This window comes from Brevibacterium sp. CT2-23B, assembly GCF_013168765.1.
Lineage (GTDB): Bacteria > Actinomycetota > Actinomycetes > Actinomycetales > Brevibacteriaceae > Brevibacterium > Brevibacterium sediminis.
The window spans coordinates 15,132-38,324 of the sequence record NZ_JABBYK010000001.1; the positions used below are offsets into that span (position 1 = coordinate 15,132).

Below are 23,193 nucleotides of genomic sequence, written 5' to 3' on the forward strand. Positions count from 1 at the left end.
AGAAAGGGCAGCATATGACCACATCGCTTGCCGACCGCAGCGCGGCCGAAATGGCAGCCGGATTCGCCGGCGGGGACTTCGACCCGGTCGAGGTGCACTCCGCGGTCGTCGACCGCATGGACGACTGCGAACCGACCATCAACGCCCTGTTCCACCGCGACGACGAACGCTCCCGGGACGCCGCCGCTGCCAGCGCAGCACGCTGGCGAGAGGGACGACCGTTGAGCGACCTCGACGGGGTGCCCGTGACGATCAAGGAGAACATCGCCCGCCGCGGAGTTCCGCTGCCCAGCGGCCACGCCTGGGTGGAGATGCCGGTGGCCGGCCACGATGCCCCGATCACCGAGCGTCTCGAAGAAGCCGGAGCCGTCATCCTCGGGTCGACGACGATGCCCGACTGGGGAATGCTCTCCTCAGGAGTGTCCTCTCTGCACGGAATCACCCGTTCACCGCTGGACCCGAGCCTGACGACCGGAGGGTCGAGCGCCGGAGCCGGAGCCGCGGCAGCCGCCGGATACGGACCCATCCACATCGGCTCCGACATCGGCGGATCCATCCGCCTGCCATGCACGTGGCTCGGTCTGGCCGGGCTCAAGCCCAGCTTCGGCCGCGTGCCTCTCGACGCCCCCTACCTGGGCAGATGTGCGGGACCGCTGGCGCGGACGATGGCCGACGTCAAAGCCGCCATGGACATCATCTCCGCCCCGGACGATCGCGACTATTCGCGGCTGCCGCGCTTCGCCGCCGATGATGCGCAGTCTCTGCCGGGCAGCGACTCGGCTGGAGCCTTCGACCCGCGGGGACTGCGCATCGGCGTGCAGCTCGACGCCGGGTGCGGGGTCGCCGCAGCGGCGCAGGTGCGCTCGGCCGTCACCGAGGCGGCAGAGAGGTTCTCTGCGGCCGGTGCAGAAATCGTCACGGTCGATCCTTTCATCGACGATGATCACCTCCGCGACATGGATCTGTTCTGGCGGGTCCGGTCGTGGGCCGACCTCAAGGCGCTGCCTGTCGACGAACAGGCGCTCATTCTGCCTTATATCCAGCAGTGGGCACAGGACGGAGCCGATACCAGCGGAGTCGACCTGATGCGCTGCTATCACAGCGTTCAGGAGATCCGGCGGCGGACGGTCGAAGCAACTGCCGAGTTCGACCTGGTCATCTCGCCGACAGCTCCGGAAGCGGCATTCCCGGCCGAGCAGCCGATGCCGTACCCGCAGGTGCACGAACCGATGGGGCATATCGGGTTCACCATGCCGTTCAACATGTCAGAACAGCCTGCGGCGACGGTGTTGGCCGGATCCATGGACGACGGTCGGACCATCGGAGTGCAGATCGCCGGACGACGGTTCGCCGACGAACTCGTCATGGCCGCCGGTGCCTGGTTCGAAGCCGCGGCCGACCTCGAGCTGCCGACTAGGTCGGTCGGAGTCTGAGAGAACGACGACAGCGGGCCTGCGACGACCGGGAATCGGTCGTCACAGGCCCGCTGTGACTTGGACGTCGCCTCGGTGACGGTGGGTGTCTCACCTCGGGGAGGTGAGGTGCACCGTGTCGGCGGTGGACCCTGGGGTCAGAAGTCGAAGAATTCGACCGAGAGCTTGTCTCCGTCGATCTTCACGCTTCCGGACACCGACAGGGAGTTGCCGTTGGAGAAGTACGAGGAGCCGGCCCTCTTGCCGTCGACGGAGAAGTTGAACTTGCCTGGCTTCTCGGTGAAGAACGAGCCGGTGTTCGTGTCTCCGGCGCCGAAGCTGGCCTTCACCTTCGGCATCTCCTTCATGTCCCATTTGGCGGTGTTCTTCTTCGCCAGATCATCGAGCTTCTTGTCCGAACCGCCGACTGGGATCTCGGTCGGGTCGTACTTGATGAAGTCGCACTTCGGCTCGATGCTCTTGTTGTCGAAGCACTTCTTGAGCTCCTTCTCGACCTGTTTCTGAACTTCCTTGTCGAAGGCGCCGGTCGGGGACAGATCGAGGTTGAGGGTGGTGGGGGACACCTGGCCCTTGTTCGGCTGTCCGCCGGGGGCGAAGGCCTTCGGGAAGTTCACTTTGGCCGTATCGGAAGCTTCGGAGATCCACTTGCTCTTCGGAATCGTGAAGTCGTAGCTGCCGGGGTAGACAGCGAACGACGTGGTGCCCGACTTCGCCTTGTAGTCCTTGCCGTTGACGGCGAGACCGTCGGCAGCGGGGATATCGAGGGAGATGACGTTGAGGTCGGGGCCCTTCATCGTCCACTTGTCGAAGAACAGGTCCTGTTTGCCGTCCTTCGTCGCAGAGAGCTCCACATTGTAGGGGCTGCCGTCGAGCTCGTAGGACACGACGACGGTGCCCTTGTCCCCGTCGGTCTTCGACGATTCGACCTTGGCCTTCTCGATCTTCGCCGATGAGGAATCGGTGAATTCCTTCTGCAGCAGATCGAGGTTCGTGCCCTCAGGCCGTGTCGAGGGGGCGATCTTCTCCGCGGCTGCGAAATCACCCTTGTTCAGGGCTTCGACGTAGTCCTCTGCGACCTTGTCGGGTCCGTACTTGTTCTTGTTCACGCTGCCGATGACGAAGAACCCGACGAGGACGAGGATGATGACCAGCGCGACCGCACCGAGGGTGATGAAGAGCGGAAGTTTGCTCTTCTTCTTATCGGGGCGATTGTCGGCACGCGTCGCGGTGCTCTGACCGCCGGCGAAACCCGGAGCCGGTGCAGGCTGCGGAATCGCCTGGGAAGGACCGGAACCGGTCTGTTGGGCGTTCGGACCCGACCCCGTCTGATACTGCCCGGACTGGTTCTGGGCGGAGTTAAACTGGCCCGGCTGGTCCTGAGCGCCGGGGTACGGCTGATTAGACGCCCCCGGATATGCCGCATTCGAATACTGACCGCCTGGCTGTTGGACGCCCTGCGGCTGAGCGCCTTGCGATTGAGCCCCGGGGTAGCCGCCGTTCGGCTGCTGCGGGCTCTGGTACTGGTTGTTCGGATACTGCCCGTTCTGAGGCTGGTCACTCGGAGACGGGGCACCGGGATAGGGACCCGCCTGTGGGCCGCCCTGACCGTTGGCTCCGCCTTGCTGGCCGGAGATGAAGGACTGATCGTTCTGGGCGCCGGGGCCCGAATACTGAGGCGGTTGGTTCTGCTGAGAAGCAGCCGGAGCGACCGTCGGTCGTTCCGGCGCATCGTTGCCCGGAGCTCCCAAGGGTGGTGCCTGGTCATCGGGCACCGAGGAACCGCTTCCGGACTGAGCCGAACCGCCGGTTGCGGTGGGGGCGTCATCGGAGACCGAACCCGGAAGGCCCTCATCCGTCGGCAACTCCGACTCGGGCTTCGACCCGCCGTTCTCCGGAGGCTCGCTGGGTGGTGGCGGGAAATTGGGGTGATCGTTCCCGTTGCTCATCGTGGGGTCATCCTTTGCGTGTACAAGCCTGTCCTGGCGCAATTGTACTTCCCGGAGCAGGGAATCGCGTGGTCAATACCGGGAAGCCGAGCCGGGTTAGGCGAAAATGGTCCTGATGCACACTTCTCCTCACCCTCAGCCCTACCGTCGGACGATCTTCGCAGCCCTCATGGAAGTCGTGAAGATCGACCTCATCGTCGTTCCCGCGGGATTCGTCGTCGCCATCGTCTTCTGGATCATCGGGCTCGGCTCGCAGCTGCCGTACTCGGCGATTCCCGAATGGGCGTTCGCACTGTGGGCGACGGTGTCAGGACTGAGTGTCTCGACCCTCGGATTCGACTTCTCGCTGGCGCCGAGCCTCGTGACTGTCGGCCTGTGGCTGCTGGTGGCAACGGGGGCCAAACGAGTCGCCCGCAGCACGGCAGCGGACAGCCCGGCCGAGAGCGACGACGATCCCGGCGGATGGTGGGCGCTCATGGGGACGGCTCTGGGCACATTCGTCGTGGCATACGCCGGTCCTCTGCTCGTCGTGGCGGTCCTGGTCGGCCAGGCCACGGTGACTCCGCTCGGATTCCTTCGGCTCTTCCTCTTCCTCGTCACGGCTGTGGCGTGGGCCTTCATTCGGGTGCGAGGAATCGGTGACATCCCCGGACTGGCCGTGATCGCCGATGACACCTGGACTGTCTCCGTCGGACTCGCACGCCGTCTGCTGTGGGCCGCTGCGGCACTCGGTGCGATCGTGCTCGTCGTCGGAATCGTGATCCGCTGGAGCGATGTCGCCGGCACCGTGCAGGTCTACAGCTCACCGGTCGCCGCAGGCATCGGCCTCATCGTCGTTCAGGCGCTCTTCGCCCCGAGCATCCTCTTCTCAGCCCTGTCGTGGACCGCCGGGACGGGAGTGAGCATCGGCGGGGCCGGGACGAGCTCTGCATTCACCTCAACCTCGGCGCCCGTGCCCGATGTGCACGTGCTGCAGCTCTTGGACGGTGACTATCCCGCCTGGACGGCGGCGGCACCGGCGCTTCTCGTGCTGCTCGGTCTGCTGTGCGTCATCCTCGGCCGCGACCGAGCCCGCGACATCGCCGCACAGTCGTGGACGGTACTGGGGCTTGCGATCGGGATACTGTTCGTCGCCCTCGAGGTGATCGCACTGTTCGCCGGTGGGGCCTTGGGCCCGCTGGGTCTCTCCGGATTCGGACCCTCGGCCCTGACGTCGGCGCTGGCGATCACGGGGTGGATCGGTGTGGGAATGGCCGCCGGCCTCCTACTGATCAGACTCTCCGGTCTGCACGTCGAATACACTGAATTCGCTGAGGATGACGAAGAGTACCCCGACGACGAGGATGGCACAGCGGGCGCGTTCGAAGAGGACCGCACAGCGGATGCGTTCGATGAGGACAACGCGGAACCGGTCGCCGACGACATCGTCGACGAAGACGAACCGCGTTAGACGAGGGCGCCGCCTCGGTGACGGATTGGGCTGCCTCGGTGAGGCAGCGTACTCACCGCGGCTGTGGCGTGAACGGAAGTCCGCCTCGGTGACGGGCCAGGAGTGAACCGAGGGCATCCTCGGTGAGGGGATCAGCGTTGAAAGATCGGGACCGTGGCCCCGTGGATCACTTGGTGCCGGGCAGGTCGAGATCCTGGCCGGTGACCTGCTTGAACCAGTCACCCAGACCCGACTGATACTCACTCGAGCATGAAAGCTGCGCCTGCTGCGTGATCGCGTCGCGCAGACATTCCTCGTACTTCGACTGCACCGGCCAGAGGATGACCGAGGACATCGTGGAGAAGATGAGGTAGATGCTGAGCAGACCACCGAGGATGCCCAAGGACATGTTCCGGCGCTGCTTGGTCTTGACGACGGCGACGATGTACTTCACCGACCAGACGACGGCAGCGATGGCAAAGCCGATGGCGGCGAGCTTGAACGGCAGCTGATACGTGAACGTCAGCACCGAGGCGAGGATCAGCAGTATCAGGACGAGCCCGTGTCGTGCCGGTGCGGCCTGTGCCTCCTCTTCGGGAGTCGGCGCCTTCTTCTCTTCGGTATTCTGCGGTGACGTCACTGGATCAGTTTCTCACAGTCGACTGACAAATGCCTCGGCGGGCCGTGTCCGCACGATGACAGCAGGGCATCGTCCATGTGCTGCAGACGTTAGACTGTGCGGGTGCGCATCGTTCTTCTGGCATCAGGATCCGGTACCCTCACGCAGTCCGTCATCGACGCTTTCGCCGACGGGACCCGTGGAGTCGACATCGTCGCCATCGGGGCCGACTCGGACACCGCAGGGGTCCTGACCCGAGCCGAACAGCACGAGATTCGCTCCTTCGTCGTCCGGCCCAAGGACTTCGCCGACCGCGACGAGTGGAACCTGGCGCTGAAGGACACGGTGGCCGAGCTCGCCCCGGACTGGGTGGTCTCTGCCGGTTTCATGCGCATCCTCGGTCCCAGCTTCGTCGAGGCCTTCCCGTCCCGGATCATCAACACCCATCCGGCGCTGCTGCCGTCGTTCCCGGGTGCACACGGGGTCCGCGACGCGCTCGCCCATGGGGTGAAGCTGACCGGCGGAACCATCCACCTCGTCGACACCGGAGTCGACACCGGACCGATCATCACTCAGTACGCGGTGCCCATCGGCGATGACGACACCGAGGAGACCGTGCACGAGAACATCAAAGCCCGGGAACGCGAAGAGCTCGTGCGTCTGCTGGCACATCTGGCCCACACCGACCTCGTCGTCGAAGGGCGACATGTCCGCGGATATGTCGCCTCGGCGATGACCGCCCACTGACCCCGCCGTGAGAAGAACCGACCGGCAACCGAACCTCGAGGAGGATCTGTGACAGGAACCCGCGCGATCAAGAGAGCGCTGATCAGCGTCTACGACAAGACCGGGCTGGAGGAGCTGGCTCGCGGCCTCCACGCCGCCGGAGTCCAGATCGTGTCGACAGGATCCACGGCAGCGAAGATCGCCGAGGCGGGAGCCGCGGTGACGAAGGTCGAAGACCTCACCGGGTTCCCCGAATGCCTCGAAGGGCGGGTCAAGACCCTTCATCCGCGCGTCCACGCCGGCATCCTCGCCGACTCCCGCAAGCCTGAGCACCTGGAACAGCTGTCCGAACTCGAGATCGAGCCCTTCGACCTCGTCATCGTCAACCTCTATCCTTTCGCCGACACCGTCGCGAGCGGAGCCGGCTTCGATGACTGCATCGAACAGATCGACATCGGCGGACCCTCGATGGTGCGTGCGGCGGCGAAGAACCACCCTACGGTCACCGTCGTGACCGATCCGGCCGACTACTCGGCCGTGCTCGACGCAGCCTCCGGAGACGGCTTCGATATCGATGCCCGCCGCATCTTCGCCGCCCGCGCCTTCGCCCACACTGCGGCCTACGACGCGGCCGTCGCCTCCTGGTTCGCCGCGGAACTCGCCACCGATGAGAAGGCCGAATTCGCCGGCCTCACCGGAGAGAAGATCGCCGACCTGCGCTATGGAGAGAACCCGCACCAGGCTGCTGCCGTGTACTCCGACGGCACCGCCGGAATCGCCGGTGCGAAATTGCTCGGCGGCAAAGCGATGTCGTACAACAACTACACGGACACCGATGCCGCGATCCGCGCGGCATTCGACTTCGAGCAGCCGGCCGTCGCCATCATCAAGCATGCGAACCCTTGCGGAATCGCCGTCGGTGAGACCGCTGCCGCTGCGCACAAGTCCGCCCACGAATGCGATCCGCTGTCGGCCTACGGCGGTGTCATCGCCACGAACCGCGAGGTCGACGCAGAGCTCGCAGCATCGATCAAGCCGATCTTCACAGAATGCCTGGCCGCTCCGTCGTTCAGCGCCGAGGCACTTGAGATCCTCACGACGAAGAAGAACCTGCGACTGCTCGAACTCGGCGACATCGATGTGCCCACAGACGAGGTCAAGCCGATCAGCGGTGGGTTCCTCGTACAGGACCGCGACGCCTTCCAGGCGGACGGCGACTCCGTCGAGAACTGGACCCTGGCCGCTGGTCCGGCAGCTGCACCCGAGGTCCTCGCGGATCTCGAATTCGCGTGGAAGGCCGGACGGGCTGTGAAGTCCAACGCGATCCTGCTCGCCAAGGGGGGAGCCTCGGTGGGTGTGGGCATGGGTCAGGTCAACCGCGTCGACTCGGCCAAACTCGCTGTCGAACGTGCCGGAGCCGAACGCGCCACCGGTGCGGTCGCAGCCTCCGACGCCTTCTTCCCGTTCCCCGACGGTCTGCAGATCCTCATCGACGCAGGAGTCACCGCCGTGGTGCAGCCCGGCGGATCGATCCGCGACGATGAGGTCATCGCGGCCGCGGAGGCGGCAGGGATCACGATGTACCTGACCGGGAGCCGCCATTTCTTCCACTGAGATGAAGCGGCCTCACCCCCGCCACGCACGGCGGGGGAGAGGGCCGATCGCGAAGCGATGGATCTACTGGAAACGGCGATACGCGCATCCCACTCGGCGTGACTGGGTGCTGCTCGGCTGTCTCCTGGGCGTCGCCGTCGCCGCGGCGTGCTCCGTCATCGATTTCCGCCTCGGTGCTGTCGTCCTCGCGGTCGTTCCTGCCGGTCTCGCCGGGTTCCGAGCGATGCCGCCGCCGTGGACCGAAGTGTGGGCGAATCGGTCGAAGGTCGTCGACATCACGACCTGTCTGGTGTTCGCCGGACTGCTGGTCGGGCTTGCGTTCCTCGTACCGCTGACCCGCTGAGTAGTCGGTCTCGGCGACGTTCCTTATGTGCATTCGCTGAGAAATGGGACGCGCAGGTGTCGTCACGTCGACAATAGTGGCAAGGTGAGTGGCGTCAGAGGTTCGCTTCGAACCTTTTCCGATGAAAGGAGACAGCATGGGACTCGACGATCTTACTAACAAAGCCAAGGACGCCTTGAATAGCGATAAGGGTGAAGAGATCAGCGACCAGGGCCTGGACAAGGCCTCGGACGCAGCCAACAATGTCACCGGTGGAAAGTTCGAAGACCAGATCAATCAGGGTCGCGACGGAGCCGATGACAAGCTCGGCAACGAATGATCTTTAATCCATAGCCGCGTCCGGCATGGATGAGCGCCGAGGAGAATGTGATTCTCCTCGGCGCTTTCTTGTGTTCTGGCTAGCGTCAGTCGATACCAACTATCGGGGCACGAGTGGCTTCGCTGCGCGAGAGAACGGCTCAGTGCAGTGGATGCACGGCTTGGCCGTGCATCCACTGCACCATTGCCTCAGCTGAGTTTTTCGATCGGGGCGTAGCGCAGCAGCAGCCGCTTCGATCCGGCCGAACCGAAGTCGACGACGGCCACGGTCTTGTCTCCGACACCGTTGACTTCGGTGACGGTGCCGAGCCCGAAGGACTCGTGCGAGACCTTCTCGCCGACCTCGACGGAGATGACCTCACGATTGGGTCGGATCCGATTGGGGAATCCGGCAACCGGTGTCGACGAACTCGCACTCGAGCGTGAGCGGGAGCCGCCACCGGACGACCGTGATGACCCGAAGCCGCGTGATCCTCCCGAGTATCCGGACGAATAGCCGCCGGAGCCGAAACCTCCGGAACCGAAGCCGCCCGAAGCGAACCCGCCGGAGAAGCTGCCCGTGTTCTCCCAATTGATGAGGTTCTCCGGGATCTCGGACAGGAACCGGCTCGGCGGATTGTATTGAGGCTGACCCCACATGCTCCGGGTCTCGGCGCGAGTGACGAGCAGACGCTGCCGTGCACGCGTGAGCCCGACATACGCCAGACGCCGCTCCTCCGACAGCTCCTGCGGATTCTCGAAGGAACGCGAATGCGGGAATCCTCCGTCTTCGAGCCCGGTGAGGAAGACCACCGGGAACTCGAGTCCCTTAGCCGTGTGCAGAGTCATCAGTGTGACCTGACCGAGTTCGGCATCGGGGATCTGATCAGTGTCCGAGGCCAGAGCCACCTGCTCGAGGAACTGATCGATGGCCGCCGCGCCGACGCCCGGCGCAGCGGAGGCGTCTGCGGAACCGACGTCATCGACGTCGGGGTCGACCGCCTCGGCGGCGGTTTCGGTCTCTGTGCCTCTGGGCTCCGGGGCGGCGGTCGCCTCGGTGTCGGTGCCGTCGTCTGTGTCGGTGTCATCCGGGGTGTCCGGTTCCGCAACTGCGGCAGCCTCCCGAGTGGCGACGAAATCCTCGGCCACGGCGACGAGTTCGGCGAGGTTGTCGACACGGGACTCGTCCTGCGGATCGGTGCTCTTCTGCAGCGATTCGAGGTACCCGGACTGTTCGAGGATCGCCTCGATGACCCGGGAGAGCGGGGAGGATTCGGCGGTGGAGCGCAGGTCCTGCATGAGGTCGTAGAACTTCTGCACCGAGGTCAGGGCGCGCGAACTCAGGTGAGGGATCTCGTCGAGGCGGCCCAGGGCGGTGAAGAAGCTGATGTTCTCCCGGTCGGCGAAGTCGGCGATGATGCCCTCGGTGCGGTCGCCGATGGAGCGTTTGGGCACATTGAGGATGCGGCGCAGATTGACGTCGTCATCGGGGTTGGCGACGACGCGCAGGTAGGCGAGGGCGTCCTTGATCTCCTTGCGCTCGTAGAAGCGGGTGCCGCCGACGACCTTGTACGGGATTCCGGACCGGACCAGCGCATCTTCGATGGCGCGCGACTGAGCGTTCGTGCGGTAGAACACGGCGAAGTCACCATAGGTGTACTTCTCCTCGTCGATGAGGTCATCGATGCGATCGACGATGAACCGGGCTTCACCTTGTTCGTTCTCGGCCACCCAGCCGACGATCTGCTCGCCGGAACCCTCCGAGGTCCACAGCTTCTTCTCCCGGCGGTCGTCGTTGTTCGCGATCACGGCATTGGCGGCGTCGAGGATGTTCTGCGTCGACCGATAGTTCTGTTCCAACAGAATGGTGTCAGCGTTCGGGAAGTCCTTCTCGAACTCGACGATGTTGCGCACCGTGGCGCCGCGGAAGGCATAGATCGACTGGTCGGCGTCGCCGACGACGGTGAGCTCGGCACCCGTCGGCCCTCCTGCGCCGTCACCGGCCAGGGCTTTGATCAGCGCATACTGTGCAGGGTTCGTGTCCTGGTACTCGTCGACGAGGATATGGCGGAACCGGCGACGGTAGGAATCGGCCACCTCGGGGAAGGCGCCGAAGAGGTGGACGGTCTCTGCGATGAGGTCGTCGAAGTCGAAGGCATTGGCCAGGCGCAGACGGGAGGTGTAGCGCTTGAAGACGTCGGCGAGCACCTCGTCGGCGGGATTGTTAGGCCGCGGGATGAAGTCGTCGGGGGTCTGCAGGTCGTTCTTGAGGTTCGAGATTCGGTGCAGGATGGCCCGCGGGGCGTACTTCTTCGTGTCGAGGCCGAGCTCCTTGAGGATCTGGGCGACGAGGCGCTGGGCGTCCTGGGCGTCGTAGATCGTGAAATTCGACTTCATGCCCAGCACCTTCGCCTCGCGGCGGAGGATGCGCACACACGAGGAGTGGAAGGTCGAGACCCACATGGAGCGGGAGGCAGGGCCGACGATCGAGGACACGCGTTCGGCCATCTCTTTCGCGGCCTTGTTCGTGAACGTGATCGCCAGGACTTCGCCGGGGTGGGCGCGACCGGTGGCCAAGGCGTAGGCGATGCGTCGGGTGAGCACCGTCGTCTTGCCCGATCCGGCTCCGGCGACGATGAGCAGCGGGGATCCCGTATGGATTACGGCCTCGCGCTGCCTGGGGTTGAGTCCGGTGAGGAGTTCGGCCGCTCGGGAGTCGGCGCCGGCGGCATGGTCGGTGTGTTCAGCTGCAGCAGTCATGTCGCCACCAACGATACCGTCAGCCTCAGACACGAGCTCACACCCCTCAGAACTACCTGACGGCGGCTCAGCAACCTCGCGCGAGGTTGCTGAGCCGCCGTCAGGTAGTAATTGGGGAGGGTCAGTGGATGAAGACGGCCACGATGACGTTGATGACCGCGAAGGCCACCACCAGGTGCGCCATGGTCGCCGACGGGTTCGCCACCTTCACGCCTGCCCCGCCCTCTGCAGGCGCAGAGGCGGCGAAGGCCTTCTGCTTCTTGTTGCCGATGAACGCGAAGACAGTGACGAGGATCGCCACGACCAGTTTGATGCCGAGCTTCATATGGTTGACGTCGCCATCGCCCATCTCGGCCAGCCCCATGAGCAGCAGGCCGGTGACCAGCTGCAGATAGGCGCCGTGGAGCATTCCGGGCATCACTTTGGGGGAGCGGATGACGGTGAAATAGCCGCCGACGATGATGGCCATACCCAGCAGATGCAGGGTCAGAAGAATCTCGCGTAGAATTTCCATACAGTTAATCGTAGTGGCATGATGGTGTCTCGTGAGCGCGGGCCCCTCTACTGGTGCACGCTGTTCCGCCCTGGTGTAATGGCAGCACGCCGGCCTTTGGAGCCGTGCAGTATAGGTTCGAATCCTATGGGCGGAGCTGGCCCAACCCGACATGCGAAGGATTCAACTATGTCGCAGACTCATCCGACCGCCGTCATCGTTCTGGCAGCGGGCCAAGGCACTCGAATGAAGTCGGCTCTTCCCAAGGTGATGCATCCCATCGGCGGACGCTCCCTGCTCCATCACTCCGTCGCCGCGGCGGCCGGAACCTCTCCCGAGCACCTCATCGTCGTCGTCCGCCATGAGCGCGATCAGCTCGTCGCCCACCTCGACTCCCTTCCCGTGTCCTCTCAGCGAACCCTGCTCATCGCCGATCAGGATGAGGTTCCGGGCACCGGCCGCGCCACCGAATGTGCGCTCACCCAGTTGCCCGAGGACCTCAGCGGAACCGTCGTCGTCACCTACGGCGATGTGCCGCTGCTGACGACGGAGACCATCAACGGCCTCGTCGAGATCCACGAATCCAACGCCAACGCCGTGACCGTCTTGTCCGCCGAGGTGAACGACCCGACCGGGTACGGCCGCATCGTCCGCGACGCGAACGGATCCCTGCTGCGCATCGTCGAGCAGAAGGACGCCGGCGAGACCGAACGGGCCATCCGTGAGATCAACTCCGGCATCTACGCCTTCGACGCCGCGGCGCTCAAGGAGGGCCTGGCCTCGCTGACGACCGACAACGCGCAGGGTGAGAAGTACCTCACCGACGTCATCGGACATTCTCGTGAGGCGGGCCGCCCCGTCGCCGCCACGGCCACCGACGACCTGTGGCAGGTCGAGGGAGCCAACGATCGCGTGCAGCTGGCGAACCTCGGCAAGGAGCTCAACCGCCGGCAGTGCGAGAAGTTCATGCGTGCCGGTGTCTCCATCATCGACCCCGACACCACGTGGATCGACGTCGACGTGTCCATCGCCGCCGATGCGACGATCCTGCCGGGCACCCAGCTGCTGGGCGCCACCGACATCGGCTCCGGTGCCGTCGTCGGCCCCGACACCACGCTGAAGGACACCGAGGTGGGGGAGAACGCCAAGGTCGTGCGCACCCACGGTGAACTCGCCGTCGTCGGTCCGGAAGCCAACGTCGGACCGTTCGCTTACCTGCGTCCGGGCACCAAGCTCGGTGAGTCCGGAAAGATCGGCACCTTCGTGGAGACGAAGAACGCCGACATCGGCAAGGGTGCGAAGGTGCCCCACCTCTCCTACGTCGGCGATGCGGAGATCGGGGAGGGCTCGAACATCGGAGCCGCCTCGGTGTTCGTCAACTACGACGGCGTCAACAAGCACCGCACCGTCATCGGCAAGCATGCACGCATGGGCTCGGACAATATGTATGTCGCCCCTGTCATCGTGGGCGACGGCGCCTATTCGGGTGCGAGCACGACGGTGCGCAAGGATGTCCCTGCAGGAGCGCTGGCCATCTCGGTGGCCCCACAGCGCAACCTGGAGGGCTGGGTTCAGACAAACCGTCCGGGCACGCCTGCAGCGCAGGCGGCCGAAAACGCATCCGAAGGGGAACGGATCAGTGAATGAGATAACGACGGCGGGCGATAAGAAGCTCGTCCTGGTGAGCGGTCGGGCAAATCCCGAACTCGCCGAGCAAGTCGCGGAGAATCTGGGGACCGAACTCCTCCCCACCGACATCTACAACTTCGCGAACGGCGAGATCTACGTCCGCTACTCCGAGTCAGTGCGCGGCAGCGACGTCTTCGTCCTCCAGTCCCACTGCGCTCCCATCAACGAATGGCTGATGGAGCAGCTGATCATGGTCGACGCCCTCAAGCGTGCCTCGGCCAAGCGCATCACCGTCATCGCACCGTTCTTCCCGTACGCCAGGCAGGACAAGAAGCACCGCGGACGCGAGCCCATCTCCGCTCGCCTCGTGGCCGATCTGTACAAGACCGCCGGCGCCGACCGCATCATCACCGTGGACCTGCACACCGCGCAGATCCAGGGCTATTTCGACGGCCCCGTCGACCACCTCATCGCGATGCCGATCCTCGCCGGCTACGTCAAGGACAAGTACCCCGGCGACCTCGCCGTGGTCTCGCCCGACGCCGGCCGCATCAAGGTCGCGGAGAACTGGTCGAACTCATTGGGCGGAGTGCCGCTGGCCTTCATCCACAAGACCCGCGACATCACCCGACCGAACGAGACCAAGGCCAACCGCGTCGTCGGTGAGGTCGAGGGTCGCACCTGCGTGCTCGTCGACGACATGATCGACACCGGCGGCACCATCGTCCAGGCCGCCGATGCCTGCATGGCCGCCGGCGCGAAGGGCGTCATCGTCGTGTCCACCCACGCCGTGTTCTCCGGCCCGGCCGTCGAACGCCTGTCGAACTCCGTGGCCGAAGAGGTCATCGTCACGAACACTCTGCCGCTGAGCGAGGACAAGATCTTCGACAAGCTCACCGTGCTCTCGATCGCCCCGCTCATCGCTCGTGCCGTGCACGAGGTCTTCGAAGACGGATCGGTCACGAGTCTCTTCGAGGTCTGATCCCGAAGGCTGAGGCCCGAAAATCCGCGCAATCGCGCCGGATCAGATGCGAACCCCGAGTCGATGCGGCTCGGGGTTCGCATCGTCTGGACTGCCGTGAGGTCCTACACTGGAGGCAAGACTTCGGCGAAGGGATCAGGGACGATGTCCTCACACGATTACAACCGGTACCGCGTGGACGTCCCCGGCGGGCAGCTGTCCGTGGGAGTGTGGGAGCCGGTGGCGAGCGGCCCCGGGCGCGTGCCCACCGTGTGCGTCATCCACGGCATCACTTCCAACCACCTGTTCTTCGCGGGCCTCGTCTCCGCACTGCCCGGCGTCCGCATCATCGGGCCCGACCTGCGCGGACGAGCCGACTCGCGTACCCTGCCCGGCCCGTTCGGGATGGCCGCCCACGCCGAGGATGTCACCGCCGTGCTCGATGCCTTCGCCCCGGAGGGGCCGGTCACCCTGGTCGGTCATTCCATGGGCGGTTTCGTCGCCATGACCCTGGCCGGAATGTCGGCTGAGCCGAACGTCGACACCGGCGCCGAGGCGGTTCGCCGTTTCCGCGGCCCCGTCCTCATCGACGGGGGACTTCCCCTGCCAGTGGGGCAGCCCCATGGAGACGGCCCCGTCGACGACCTCAACGATGAGGACCTCGACACCGATGATCTCATCGCCGCCGTCCTCGGCCCGGCCGCCGAGCGGCTGTCGATGACTTTCGGCAGCGTCGAGGAGTACTTGGCGTTCTTCGCCGCTCACCCCGCTTTCGTTGACGGCCTCGACACCGTGGCGACCGAGAGCTTCGTCTACGATCTGGCGGCCAAGGACGACCATTCGTTCCAGCCGTCGACGTCGGTGGAGGCGATGCAGGCCGATTCGGCCGACATGTACACCGGCTCCGCCTACCGTGATGCCCTGGAGACGATCATGGGCAGTGACGGAACCCAGTCCGAAGTGGTCTTCCTCTTCGCCGAGCGCGACCTCGTCGCCGCCGAACCGGGCCTGTATCCGCCGGAGACGACCGACGACTTCGCTCGGCAATGGCCGCAGATGGACATCGTCGATGTGCAGGGGACGAACCATTACGACATCCTCCTCACCGAAACCGGAATCGATGCGTGCGCTGCAGCGGTGACCTCTCGGATTGGTGCCGAAACGGACGGTGCCGTAGAATAGTCTGGTTGCCTCGGCGAGGGAGACTGATGTCTCCGTGATCGACGCGGTCCTGCCCCACGAAACGAACCCATCGGGTTCGTGATTCGCGTGGGTGCTCAGGCTGTTTCGCCGTGGTGCTCGAAGGCAAGTTCACCACGAAGGAGAGAAAATGGCTGACTTCAAACTTCTGGCCGAAGCTCGCAACGAGTTCGGCAAGGGCGCAGCGCGCCGCATCCGCCGCGCGGGACGCATCCCCGCTGTCATCTACGGCCACGGCGGAGACCCCGTGCACGTGTCCCTCGAGGGACACGCCACCATGCTAGCTCTCAAGCACGCCAACGCGCTGCTCGAGATCGAAAGCACCGACGGATCGAAGAACGTCCTCGCCATTGCGCGCGACGTCCAGATCGAGCCCGTCCGTCGTGATATCGAGCACCTCGACCTCATCATCGTCAAGCGCGGCGAGAAGATCGAGGTCGACGTGCCCGTCCACGTCATCGGTGAAGCCGCCCCCGGCACCATGGTCTCGCAGGAGGAGTCGACCATCGCCGTCAAGGCCGATGCGACCAAGCTGCCCGAGCTCATCGAGGTCTCCATCGAAGGCCGTCCCGCCGGCGAGCACGTTCTGGCCGGTCAGGTCGAACTGCCTGCAGGCGTCGAGCTCATCGCCGACGAAGAGCAGCTCATCGTCAACGTCTCCGAAGAGATCGAGATGGACACCGAGTCCGACGCCGAGGAAGAGACTGCTGAAGAGTCGACCGAGGAAGAGGCCGCTGAGGAGTCCGGTGAGGAAGAGACCTCCGAAGAGGAGTGATCTTCTCTCCTCCCGGCACTCAACGTGCCGTGAGGAGCACTGACTGACTACGCTGTTCGGTGGGCCGCCTGTTGGGCGGCCCACCGAATGCGTTTCTCAAGAGCGAACCCGGCGCACCTCTCGCCCCGCGGCGAGCAGAAGCCCCACCACTCGGTCAGCGGGCACGGACAGGACGGACAAGGACGGCAATGTCGAACGAAGCATGGTTGGTCTTCGGGCTGGGCAATCCCGGACCCAAGTACGAAACGACACGGCACAACATCGGACAGATGGTCATCGCCGAACTCGCCTCCCGCATCGGAACCACGCTGACGCGGACGAAGCTGCGTGCGAACGTCGGCACCGGGCGGCTGCCCGGCGGCAGCGTCCCGGGACTGCCCGGTCCGCGGGTGGTGTTGGCCACCTCGACGGGATATATGAACGAATCCGGCGGACCGGTGCGCGCGCTGGCTGACTTCTACGGAATCGCCACCGACCGGATCATCGCCGTCCATGACGATGTGGACATCCCCTTCGATGCCATCAAGGCCAAGCTCGGCGGGGGAGAGGGCGGGCACAACGGTCTGCGTTCGATGACCTCGGTGCTCGGGACGAAGGACTATCTGCGGGTGCGAGCGGGAGTCGGACGCCCTCCGGGGAGACAGGACACCGCCGATTATGTGCTGCGCCCGTTCTCGAAGGACGAACGCACGACCCTGCCGATGTTCGTCTCCGACCTCGCCGATGCCGTCGAAGAGGTCATCGTCAACGGGCTCACCGACATGCAGCAGAAGTTCCACTCCCGCTGATCGCACCTCGGGTGCCGACCAAGCAGCGGGCGCTGCCCGGGACTCAGGCCGTCTTCTGCTTCTCCGGGCGACGGTGCAGCCACCATGCGGCGAAGATGCCGCCGGCGAATCCGAACAGGTGGCCCTGCCAGGAGATGTCGTTCGTCTGCGGCAGCATGCCGAAGATCATCGATGCGCCGTAGGTGACGAAGATGAACAGGCCGATGGTGAAGTAGATGATCTTGCGCAGCAGGTCATCGGTGAACCAGGTGCGCAACGCGAGGTAGCCGAAGAATCCGAAGACGATGCCGGACGCACCGACGATGTGCTGGCCGGGCAGCGTGGTCAGCCACGCCCCGAGCCCGGAGCTCAGCGCGGTGATGCCCGTGACCGTCCAGAAACGACGCTTGCCTTCGAAGGCGATGACGATGCCGAGGACGAGGAACGGGAAAGTATTGGCCAGCAGATGGCCGAATCCCGAATGCAGCAGCGGCGAGGTGACCAGGCCGTAGAGCGAGAGCGGATTCCATGACTCCAGACTGAAGACGTCGAGGTCGACGGGGAGGATCGCATCGACGATCTCGATGACCCACATGACGGCCAGGACGATCAGCACCGGAGCGAACCGGGAAAGCAGATGTGGCCGGTCGACGGTGGTGTTCAGGTGCGCAACCGGGGGATTCGCGGAACGGCCGGAGCGGGGAGATCCGGAGTCGGTGGAGTCAGGGCCGAAGAGGAGTCGGGATTCCTCGGCGGAGAAACGGGGGGAGTGGTCGGTCATGATCCAATTGTGGGTGATGAAGATTGGAGAACCCCGAACATCCGGGCCTTCCGGGCAATCGTGATCGTTCCGTTAGGCCCGTTATCGCCTCGAAATATTCACGACCGGTCCAACTCCCGAATCTATCTGTTCTGAGGCTCCGCTCTGGTCGACCCGAGGGACTTGCCGTCCGCGTCGAGAGCTTCGACGATGATCGTCGGACCGTTCGGGGTGATGTCCGCCGCCGTCTCGAAACCGGTGCGCTCGACCTCGGTGTTCTCGACGAGGTGCTCCTCGTCGTCACCGCTGAGCACCCTCCACGAAGCCACCTCGGTGGCACCGTTCCAGCTCATGTGCACCCGAGTGATGTCGGACTGCGGCTGCGACTTCGTGGCCGTCGGGGGAGCAGTCGGCTGGGCATGCCAGTCGAAGCGGTAGGCGCGGTAGTTCGATCCGCCGGTGAAGGTGAGGTCGGCGAGCAGCTTTCCGTCCTTGGAGAACTCGGAGATGTAGGGCTCCGAACCCCAGCCGAGGACGACGTTGCCGCCCGGCAGCTCCTGGAAGTTGCCCTGACTGCCCGACGAACGGTCGTCGGGAGCGGGATACTCCGTGGCCACCTCGGCGCGCTTCTTCTTCTCATCGACGTCGAGGCGCAGGCCGCGGGTGTCGCCGAGCCGAGGCGCGGCGTGATTGTCGAACAGGGTCAGCGTCCCATCGGAGCGGCGCTGGGCATCGTGCTGCCAGGCGAACTGTGCGCCCTCGCCCATCTCGAAGTCCGAGGCCTTGCCGCCGAGGACCCAGTTGAGATCGGCACTCTTCCGGTCGAGCTGGTAGACAGCGTGGGTATTGCGCGCCGAGACGAGGAGAGCCCTGCCGTCATCGTCCTCGGACACGGAGTTGAGGTGGATGTAGTCGAAGGGCTCGTCCTTCGTGCCCTCGCCTTCCTTGAGCTCCGTCTCGGTCTGATCGATGGGCACGGCGTCGAGGGAGCGCCATTCGAACAGGGGATCACCGCTTGCGATGTCGACCTCCTGTACGATGCCCTCCCAGGCCCAGCCGTCCTCGGCTCCGCCGACTGAGCTGAGATCCGTCTGCGTCTTCACGTAGGAGATGAGGAACATTGTGTCATCGGCGGTGATCGTCGTCTCGTGCAGGTCGGACGTGTCCTTGGGAAGCTCGCCGCCCATGCCGACACGGGCGATCTCCTGATACGAGTCGTCGAGGACGACGACCTCGCCGGCGGTGTGCGGAGTCTCGGCCAGTCCCTCCCACCAGGTGAGCACCGGCTTCCCCTGATATTCCTGGACGCGCAGATCCCACAGCGCCTCGGAGTCGTCTCTGATCCACACCGGGTCACCGGCGGAGTCGAGGATGAGCCCGCCCACCCAGGACGTGTCATCGGTCTGCGTCTGTCCCTTCGGGGCGAGGAAGATCTCCAGGTCTCCGTTGTCGTCGGGGAAGGCCCCGGAGTCGATATCGACCTTCGGCGGGGCGAGTTCGGGGCGGGAATGGAAGTCCCACCGTTCGGCGACAGCGATGTCGTCATCGGCATCGGCCGTGCACCCTGCGAGCAGGAGCGTCGCCGCAGCCAAACCTGCAAGGACGGTTCTCTTCATGGCCATATGCTCATCCTCACACGTTTTCGACTCCCGTGGTCCTCGGGCCTTGCCGAGAGGGCGCCGAATGGGTCGTGTCAGCCGCGTGGCCTAGACTGTTCGGGTGCTCAACGGACTCGATCTCACCCGCCGGAATCCCACCATCACCGAACTCGTCGCGGCCTTCAACGACGCGAACACCGACGGTGGCACGATCGATGCGATCAAGGGACTGTGGCCGTCGATCCTGCGCCGCACCGTCACCACCGACGGGGCCGCCTCGGCGCCTCAGCTCATCGTCACCGCCACGACACGTGAGGCAGAAGACCTCGCCCAGGCGCTGGCCGACTGGGTGCCGTCGGCATCGATCGCGATCTTCCCCAGCTGGGAGACCCTGCCGCACGAGAAGCTGTCTCCGCGGTCGGACACCGTCGGCCAGCGCCTTGAGGTGCTGCGCCGCCTCGCCCACCCCACTCCCGGCCGGGAACTGACCTTCATCATCGCGCCCGTGCGCGCCTTCCTCCAGCCCCTGGCCAAAGGACTCGGCGACATCGAGCCGGTCGAGCTCGCCGTCGGCGACGAATACGAGATCGATGATCTGGCCGAACGGCTCACCGAACTCGCATACTCCCGAGTCGATATGGTCTCCAGACGCGGCGAATTCGCTGTGCGCGGCGGAATCGTCGATATCTTCCCGGCCACCTCGGAGCGAGCGCTGCGTGTGGAGTTCTTCGGAGACGAGGTCGACGAGATCCGCGAATTCTCCGTCAGCGACCAACGCTCGATCCCCACCGACGACGGTGACGAACCCCTGCGCCTATCGGCACCGCCGTGCCGGGAGCTGCTCCTGACCGATTCGGTGCGGAAGCGGGCCGCGGATCTCGCCGAGGAGGTGCCCAGCGCCGCCGATATGCTCGACAAGATCGCCGGCGGAGTCGCCGTCGAAGGGATGGAATCGCTCTCCGCCGTCCTCGCCGACGGAATGGAGCCGATCATCGCTCTGCTGCCGGCCGGATCGAAGATCATCATCACCGAACCCGAACGCGTCGACGCCCGCGCCGCGGACCTCGTGGAGACTACGAACGAATTCCTCGAGGCCGCCTGGACCGGAGCAGCCGGCGGGGGAGAGACCCCGATCGACCTGTCTGCCGCCAGCTTCCGCACCGTGGACGAGATGGCCGAAGGCGCTCGCCTCATCGGCCTGGCCTGGTGGGAGATCGGCGGATTCGCCACCGACGAGGAGCTCGCCGGTCCCGAGGAGAACATCTTCTCCGTCCCTGCCCGCATTCCGAAGGGCTATGCCGGAGACGTCGAGGCGATCCTCGCCGACGTCAAGGGACTCATCCACGACAAGTGGCGCATCCTCGTGCTCACCGAAGGCCAGGGTCCGGGCCGTCGCATGGTCGAGGTGTTCTCCGAAGCCGGAGTGCCCGCCTCATTCGTCGACGACCCGACCGATCTGCCCGAAGCCCTGGTGACCGTGACGACGGCCGCGTCCTTCGGCGGCTTCGTCTTCGACGATCTCAAACTCGCCGTGCTCACCGAGGCCGATGTGCTCGGTCGGGCGGCGGCCACCTCGACGCGGGATATGCGCAAGCTGCCCACCCGCCGTCGACGCAACCAGGTCGACCCGCTCAATCTGGCCCCCGGCGACTTCGTCGTCCACGATCAGCACGGTGTCGGACGTTTCGTCGAAATGACGCAGCGGACCACGGGCCGAGGTGCGAACAAGCACACTCGCGAATACCTCATCATCGAATACGCGCCTGCCAAGCGCGGACAGCCCGGCGACCGCCTCTACGTTCCCAGCGATGCTCTCGACCAGGTCACCCGCTATGTCGGCGGGGAGAGCCCGAACCTCAACAAGATGGGCGGCGCCGACTGGCAGACGACGAAGGCGAGAGCCCGCAAGGCCGTCAAGGAGATCGCCGGGGAGCTCATCCGACTGTATTCGGCCCGCCAGGCCACCGTCGGCCACGCCTACGGGCCGGACACTCCCTGGCAGCGTGAACTCGAAGACGCCTTCCACTATGTCGAGACGGCCGATCAGCTGACCACCATCGACGAGGTCAAATCGGACATGGAGAAGACCGTGCCGATGGACCGTCTGATCTGCGGCGATGTGGGCTATGGGAAGACGGAGATCGCGGTTCGTGCCGCGTTCAAAGCGATCCAGGACGGCAAGCAGGTCGCCGTGCTCGTGCCGACCACTCTGCTCGTCCAACAGCACTATGAGACCTTCGCCGAACGCTACTCGGGATTCCCCGTCACCATCGGCGCCCTCTCCCGGTTCCAGACCAAACAGGAATCGGAGAAGGTCAAGGAGGATCTCGCCGCCGGCAAGCTCGACCTCGTCATCGGCACCCACCGACTGCTCAGCGGCGAGGTGCGGTTCAAAGAACTCGGACTCGTCATCATCGACGAGGAGCAGCGTTTCGGCGTCGAACACAAGGAGACTCTCAAGGCGCTGCGGACGAACGTCGACGTCCTCGCCATGTCGGCGACCCCGATCCCGCGCACCCTGGAGATGGCGGTGACCGGCATTCGCGAGATGTCGACCCTGGCCACACCTCCGGAAGAGCGGCACCCGGTGCTGACCTATGTCGGCAAACGCGAAGACAAGCAGATCAAGGCTGCGATCCGACGCGAGCTCATGCGCGAAGGACAGGTCTTCTACATCCACAACAGGGTCCGCGATATCGAAGCAGTCGCCGGACACATCGCCGAAATGGTGCCAGAGGCGCGAATCGCCATCGCCCACGGCAAGATGAACGAGACCCGACTCGAACAGGTCATCGTCGATTTCTGGGAGAAGAAATACGATGTGCTCGTGTGCACGACGATCGTCGAAACAGGAATCGACATCGCGAATGCGAACACGCTGATCATCGACAACGCCGACAAGTACGGGCTCTCCCAGCTGCATCAGCTGCGCGGACGCGTGGGACGTGGACGTGAACGCGCCTACGCCTACTTCCTCTACCCGCCGGACACTCAGCTGACCGAGACCGCACACGATCGTCTGACGACTCTGGCCGCGCATACCGAACTGGGTGCCGGAATGCAGGTGGCGATGAAAGACCTCGAGATCCGCGGGGCCGGCAATCTGCTCGGCGGCCAGCAGTCCGGCCATATCGAAGGCGTCGGCTTCGACCTCTACGTCCGACTCGTCGGAGAGGCCGTGGCGAAATTCCGCGGCGAGGAGACCGAACCCGAGGCGGACATGCGCATCGAACTGCCCGTCGATGCCCACCTGCCGGCCGACTATGTCGACCACGAACGACTGCGTCTCGAGGCCTACCGAAAGTTGGCCGCGGCGACCGACGAAGCACAACTGCAGGAAGTCCTCGACGAGCTCATCGACCGCTACGGCCCCTACCCGGAACCCGTCGGTGTCCTTGCCGATGTCGCCCGGCTGCGCATCCGCGCCCGCGCTTCCGGGGTCAACGACATCGTCATGCAGGGCAACTTCATCCGCTTCGGACCCGTCGAACTCTCCGACTCCCAGGTGGTCAGGCTCAAGCGTCTGTACCCGAAGTCTCTGCTCAAACCGGCGCTGCGTTCGGTCCTCGTCCCGAAGCCGATGGCGGGCACCGGATTCGATTCCAAGGAGATGACCGATTCGGACATCCTGCGGTGGGCGCACCAGTTCCTCGACGCCATCCTGCCTGTCGTCGAGTCGGATGCCACGGAAGTGACGGAGGCCGGAGCCGCGAAGAACGGTTGAGAACTCTCCGACTGTTCACCGCTGTTCGGCCCACGAGCCAGGGCGGTGGCGTAGAGTGCGAAACGCGGAGACATCCGCAGCAAGTGCAAATCACGCAGCTGTCCACTAAGGAGAATCCC

At 64.9% G+C, this 23,193-nt stretch carries 18 protein-coding genes and 1 tRNA gene; 13 read left to right on the forward strand and 6 right to left on the reverse strand.

Annotated elements, in window-relative coordinates; all coding sequences use genetic code 11:
- The first annotated feature begins 14 nt into the window (after positions 1–14).
- Complete coding sequence (locus HIM68_RS00080) at positions 15–1,433, forward strand: amidase (protein ID WP_139907324.1); 1,419 nt, start codon at positions 15–17, stop codon at positions 1,431–1,433.
- Between the two features lie 137 nt (positions 1,434–1,570).
- On the opposite strand, the gene HIM68_RS00085 is transcribed toward HIM68_RS00080, so the two are convergent.
- On the reverse strand, positions 1,571–3,379 hold the full coding sequence (locus tag HIM68_RS00085; protein WP_172168619.1) for a hypothetical protein: 1,809 nt from the start codon (positions 3,377–3,379) through the stop codon (positions 1,571–1,573).
- Positions 3,380–3,494: 115 nt separating this feature from the next.
- On the opposite strand from HIM68_RS00085, the gene HIM68_RS00090 reads away from it, so the two are divergent.
- Positions 3,495–4,829, forward strand: a complete 1,335-nt coding sequence (locus HIM68_RS00090) for a DUF6350 family protein (protein WP_216656704.1) — start codon at positions 3,495–3,497, stop codon at positions 4,827–4,829.
- Between the two features lie 166 nt (positions 4,830–4,995).
- On the opposite strand, the gene HIM68_RS00095 is transcribed toward HIM68_RS00090, so the two are convergent.
- The gene (locus tag HIM68_RS00095) at positions 4,996–5,448 is read right to left on the reverse strand and encodes a hypothetical protein (protein ID WP_101545186.1); all 453 of its coding nucleotides are present in this window, start codon (positions 5,446–5,448) and stop codon (positions 4,996–4,998) included.
- 102 nt (positions 5,449–5,550) lie between these two features.
- Between HIM68_RS00095 and purN the strand changes: the two genes are divergently transcribed.
- From purN to HIM68_RS00115, 4 genes are all read left to right on the forward strand, one after another.
- The gene (gene purN / locus HIM68_RS00100; protein ID WP_172168621.1) at positions 5,551–6,174 is read left to right on the forward strand and encodes a phosphoribosylglycinamide formyltransferase; all 624 of its coding nucleotides are present in this window, start codon (positions 5,551–5,553) and stop codon (positions 6,172–6,174) included.
- 48 nt (positions 6,175–6,222) lie between these two features.
- Complete coding sequence (purH, locus tag HIM68_RS00105) at positions 6,223–7,767, forward strand: bifunctional phosphoribosylaminoimidazolecarboxamide formyltransferase/IMP cyclohydrolase (protein ID WP_139469679.1); 1,545 nt, start codon at positions 6,223–6,225, stop codon at positions 7,765–7,767.
- Position 7,768: 1 nt separating this feature from the next.
- Positions 7,769–8,110 carry a DUF3017 domain-containing protein gene (locus HIM68_RS00110; RefSeq protein WP_172168623.1) on the forward strand — a complete coding sequence of 114 codons (342 nt, stop codon included), beginning with the start codon at positions 7,769–7,771 and terminating at the stop codon, positions 8,108–8,110.
- A 136-nt stretch (positions 8,111–8,246) separates the two neighbouring features.
- Positions 8,247–8,429, forward strand: coding sequence for an antitoxin (locus tag HIM68_RS00115; protein WP_139469677.1), 183 nt, complete (start codon positions 8,247–8,249; stop codon positions 8,427–8,429).
- Between the two features lie 188 nt (positions 8,430–8,617).
- Here the strand turns inward: HIM68_RS00115 and HIM68_RS00120 are convergent, their stop codons facing one another.
- Both HIM68_RS00120 and HIM68_RS00125 read right to left on the reverse strand, forming a co-directional pair.
- Entirely contained in the window at positions 8,618–11,167 is a 2,550-nt protein-coding gene (locus tag HIM68_RS00120) for a UvrD-helicase domain-containing protein (protein ID WP_172168625.1), read from the reverse strand.
- 121 nt (positions 11,168–11,288) lie between these two features.
- Entirely contained in the window at positions 11,289–11,681 is a 393-nt protein-coding gene (locus tag HIM68_RS00125; protein WP_139469675.1) for a hypothetical protein, read from the reverse strand.
- A 64-nt stretch (positions 11,682–11,745) separates the two neighbouring features.
- Between HIM68_RS00125 and HIM68_RS00130 the strand changes: the two genes are divergently transcribed.
- From HIM68_RS00130 to pth, 6 genes are all read left to right on the forward strand, one after another.
- Positions 11,746–11,817 (forward strand) — tRNA-Gln (locus HIM68_RS00130).
- A 32-nt stretch (positions 11,818–11,849) separates the two neighbouring features.
- Positions 11,850–13,307, forward strand: coding sequence for a bifunctional UDP-N-acetylglucosamine diphosphorylase/glucosamine-1-phosphate N-acetyltransferase GlmU (gene glmU, locus HIM68_RS00135; RefSeq protein WP_172168627.1), 1,458 nt, complete (start codon positions 11,850–11,852; stop codon positions 13,305–13,307).
- A complete protein-coding gene (locus tag HIM68_RS00140) occupies positions 13,300–14,271 on the forward strand; it encodes a ribose-phosphate diphosphokinase (protein ID WP_025777652.1) in 972 nt (323 codons plus the stop codon). Before glmU ends, HIM68_RS00140 begins: the two co-directional genes overlap by 8 nt.
- Positions 14,272–14,415: 144 nt before the next feature.
- Positions 14,416–15,432 (forward strand): alpha/beta hydrolase, encoded by a 1,017-nt coding sequence (locus HIM68_RS00145; RefSeq protein ID WP_172168629.1) that lies wholly within the window; start codon positions 14,416–14,418, stop codon positions 15,430–15,432.
- A 148-nt stretch (positions 15,433–15,580) separates the two neighbouring features.
- Positions 15,581–16,225 (forward strand): 50S ribosomal protein L25/general stress protein Ctc, encoded by a 645-nt coding sequence (locus tag HIM68_RS00150; protein WP_139469671.1) that lies wholly within the window; start codon positions 15,581–15,583, stop codon positions 16,223–16,225.
- 188 nt (positions 16,226–16,413) lie between these two features.
- On the forward strand, positions 16,414–17,013 hold the full coding sequence (gene pth / locus HIM68_RS00155) for an aminoacyl-tRNA hydrolase (RefSeq protein ID WP_172168632.1): 600 nt from the start codon (positions 16,414–16,416) through the stop codon (positions 17,011–17,013).
- Positions 17,014–17,056: 43 nt separating this feature from the next.
- Here the strand turns inward: pth and HIM68_RS00160 are convergent, their stop codons facing one another.
- Entirely contained in the window at positions 17,057–17,773 is a 717-nt protein-coding gene (locus tag HIM68_RS00160; protein WP_216656705.1) for a rhomboid family intramembrane serine protease, read from the reverse strand.
- Between the two features lie 122 nt (positions 17,774–17,895).
- Positions 17,896–19,374 (reverse strand): arylsulfotransferase family protein, encoded by a 1,479-nt coding sequence (locus HIM68_RS00165; protein ID WP_172168635.1) that lies wholly within the window; start codon positions 19,372–19,374, stop codon positions 17,896–17,898.
- Positions 19,375–19,471: 97 nt separating this feature from the next.
- Between HIM68_RS00165 and mfd the strand changes: the two genes are divergently transcribed.
- On the forward strand, positions 19,472–23,074 hold the full coding sequence (mfd, locus tag HIM68_RS00170) for a transcription-repair coupling factor (RefSeq protein ID WP_172168638.1): 3,603 nt from the start codon (positions 19,472–19,474) through the stop codon (positions 23,072–23,074).
- Positions 23,075–23,193 lie beyond the last annotated feature (119 nt).

What these genes read in the sequence shown, in the direction of transcription:
- HIM68_RS00080 (WP_139907324.1), top strand. Translation starts at nt 15, where the DNA reads ATGACCACATCGCTTGCCGACCGCAGCGCGGCCGAAATGGCAGCCGGA.
- HIM68_RS00085 (WP_172168619.1), bottom strand. Translation starts at nt 3,379, where the DNA reads ATGAGCAACGGGAACGATCACCCCAATTTCCCGCCACCACCCAGCGAG.
- HIM68_RS00090 (WP_216656704.1), top strand. Translation starts at nt 3,495, where the DNA reads ATGCACACTTCTCCTCACCCTCAGCCCTACCGTCGGACGATCTTCGCA.
- HIM68_RS00110 (WP_172168623.1), top strand. Translation starts at nt 7,769, where the DNA reads ATGAAGCGGCCTCACCCCCGCCACGCACGGCGGGGGAGAGGGCCGATC.
- HIM68_RS00115 (WP_139469677.1), top strand. Translation starts at nt 8,247, where the DNA reads ATGGGACTCGACGATCTTACTAACAAAGCCAAGGACGCCTTGAATAGC.
- HIM68_RS00120 (WP_172168625.1), bottom strand. Translation starts at nt 11,167, where the DNA reads ATGACTGCTGCAGCTGAACACACCGACCATGCCGCCGGCGCCGACTCC.
- HIM68_RS00125 (WP_139469675.1), bottom strand. Translation starts at nt 11,681, where the DNA reads ATGGAAATTCTACGCGAGATTCTTCTGACCCTGCATCTGCTGGGTATG.
- glmU (WP_172168627.1), top strand. Translation starts at nt 11,850, where the DNA reads ATGTCGCAGACTCATCCGACCGCCGTCATCGTTCTGGCAGCGGGCCAA.
- HIM68_RS00145 (WP_172168629.1), top strand. Translation starts at nt 14,416, where the DNA reads ATGTCCTCACACGATTACAACCGGTACCGCGTGGACGTCCCCGGCGGG.
- HIM68_RS00150 (WP_139469671.1), top strand. Translation starts at nt 15,581, where the DNA reads ATGGCTGACTTCAAACTTCTGGCCGAAGCTCGCAACGAGTTCGGCAAG.
- pth (WP_172168632.1), top strand. Translation starts at nt 16,414, where the DNA reads ATGTCGAACGAAGCATGGTTGGTCTTCGGGCTGGGCAATCCCGGACCC.
- HIM68_RS00160 (WP_216656705.1), bottom strand. Translation starts at nt 17,773, where the DNA reads ATGACCGACCACTCCCCCCGTTTCTCCGCCGAGGAATCCCGACTCCTC.
- HIM68_RS00165 (WP_172168635.1), bottom strand. Translation starts at nt 19,374, where the DNA reads ATGGCCATGAAGAGAACCGTCCTTGCAGGTTTGGCTGCGGCGACGCTC.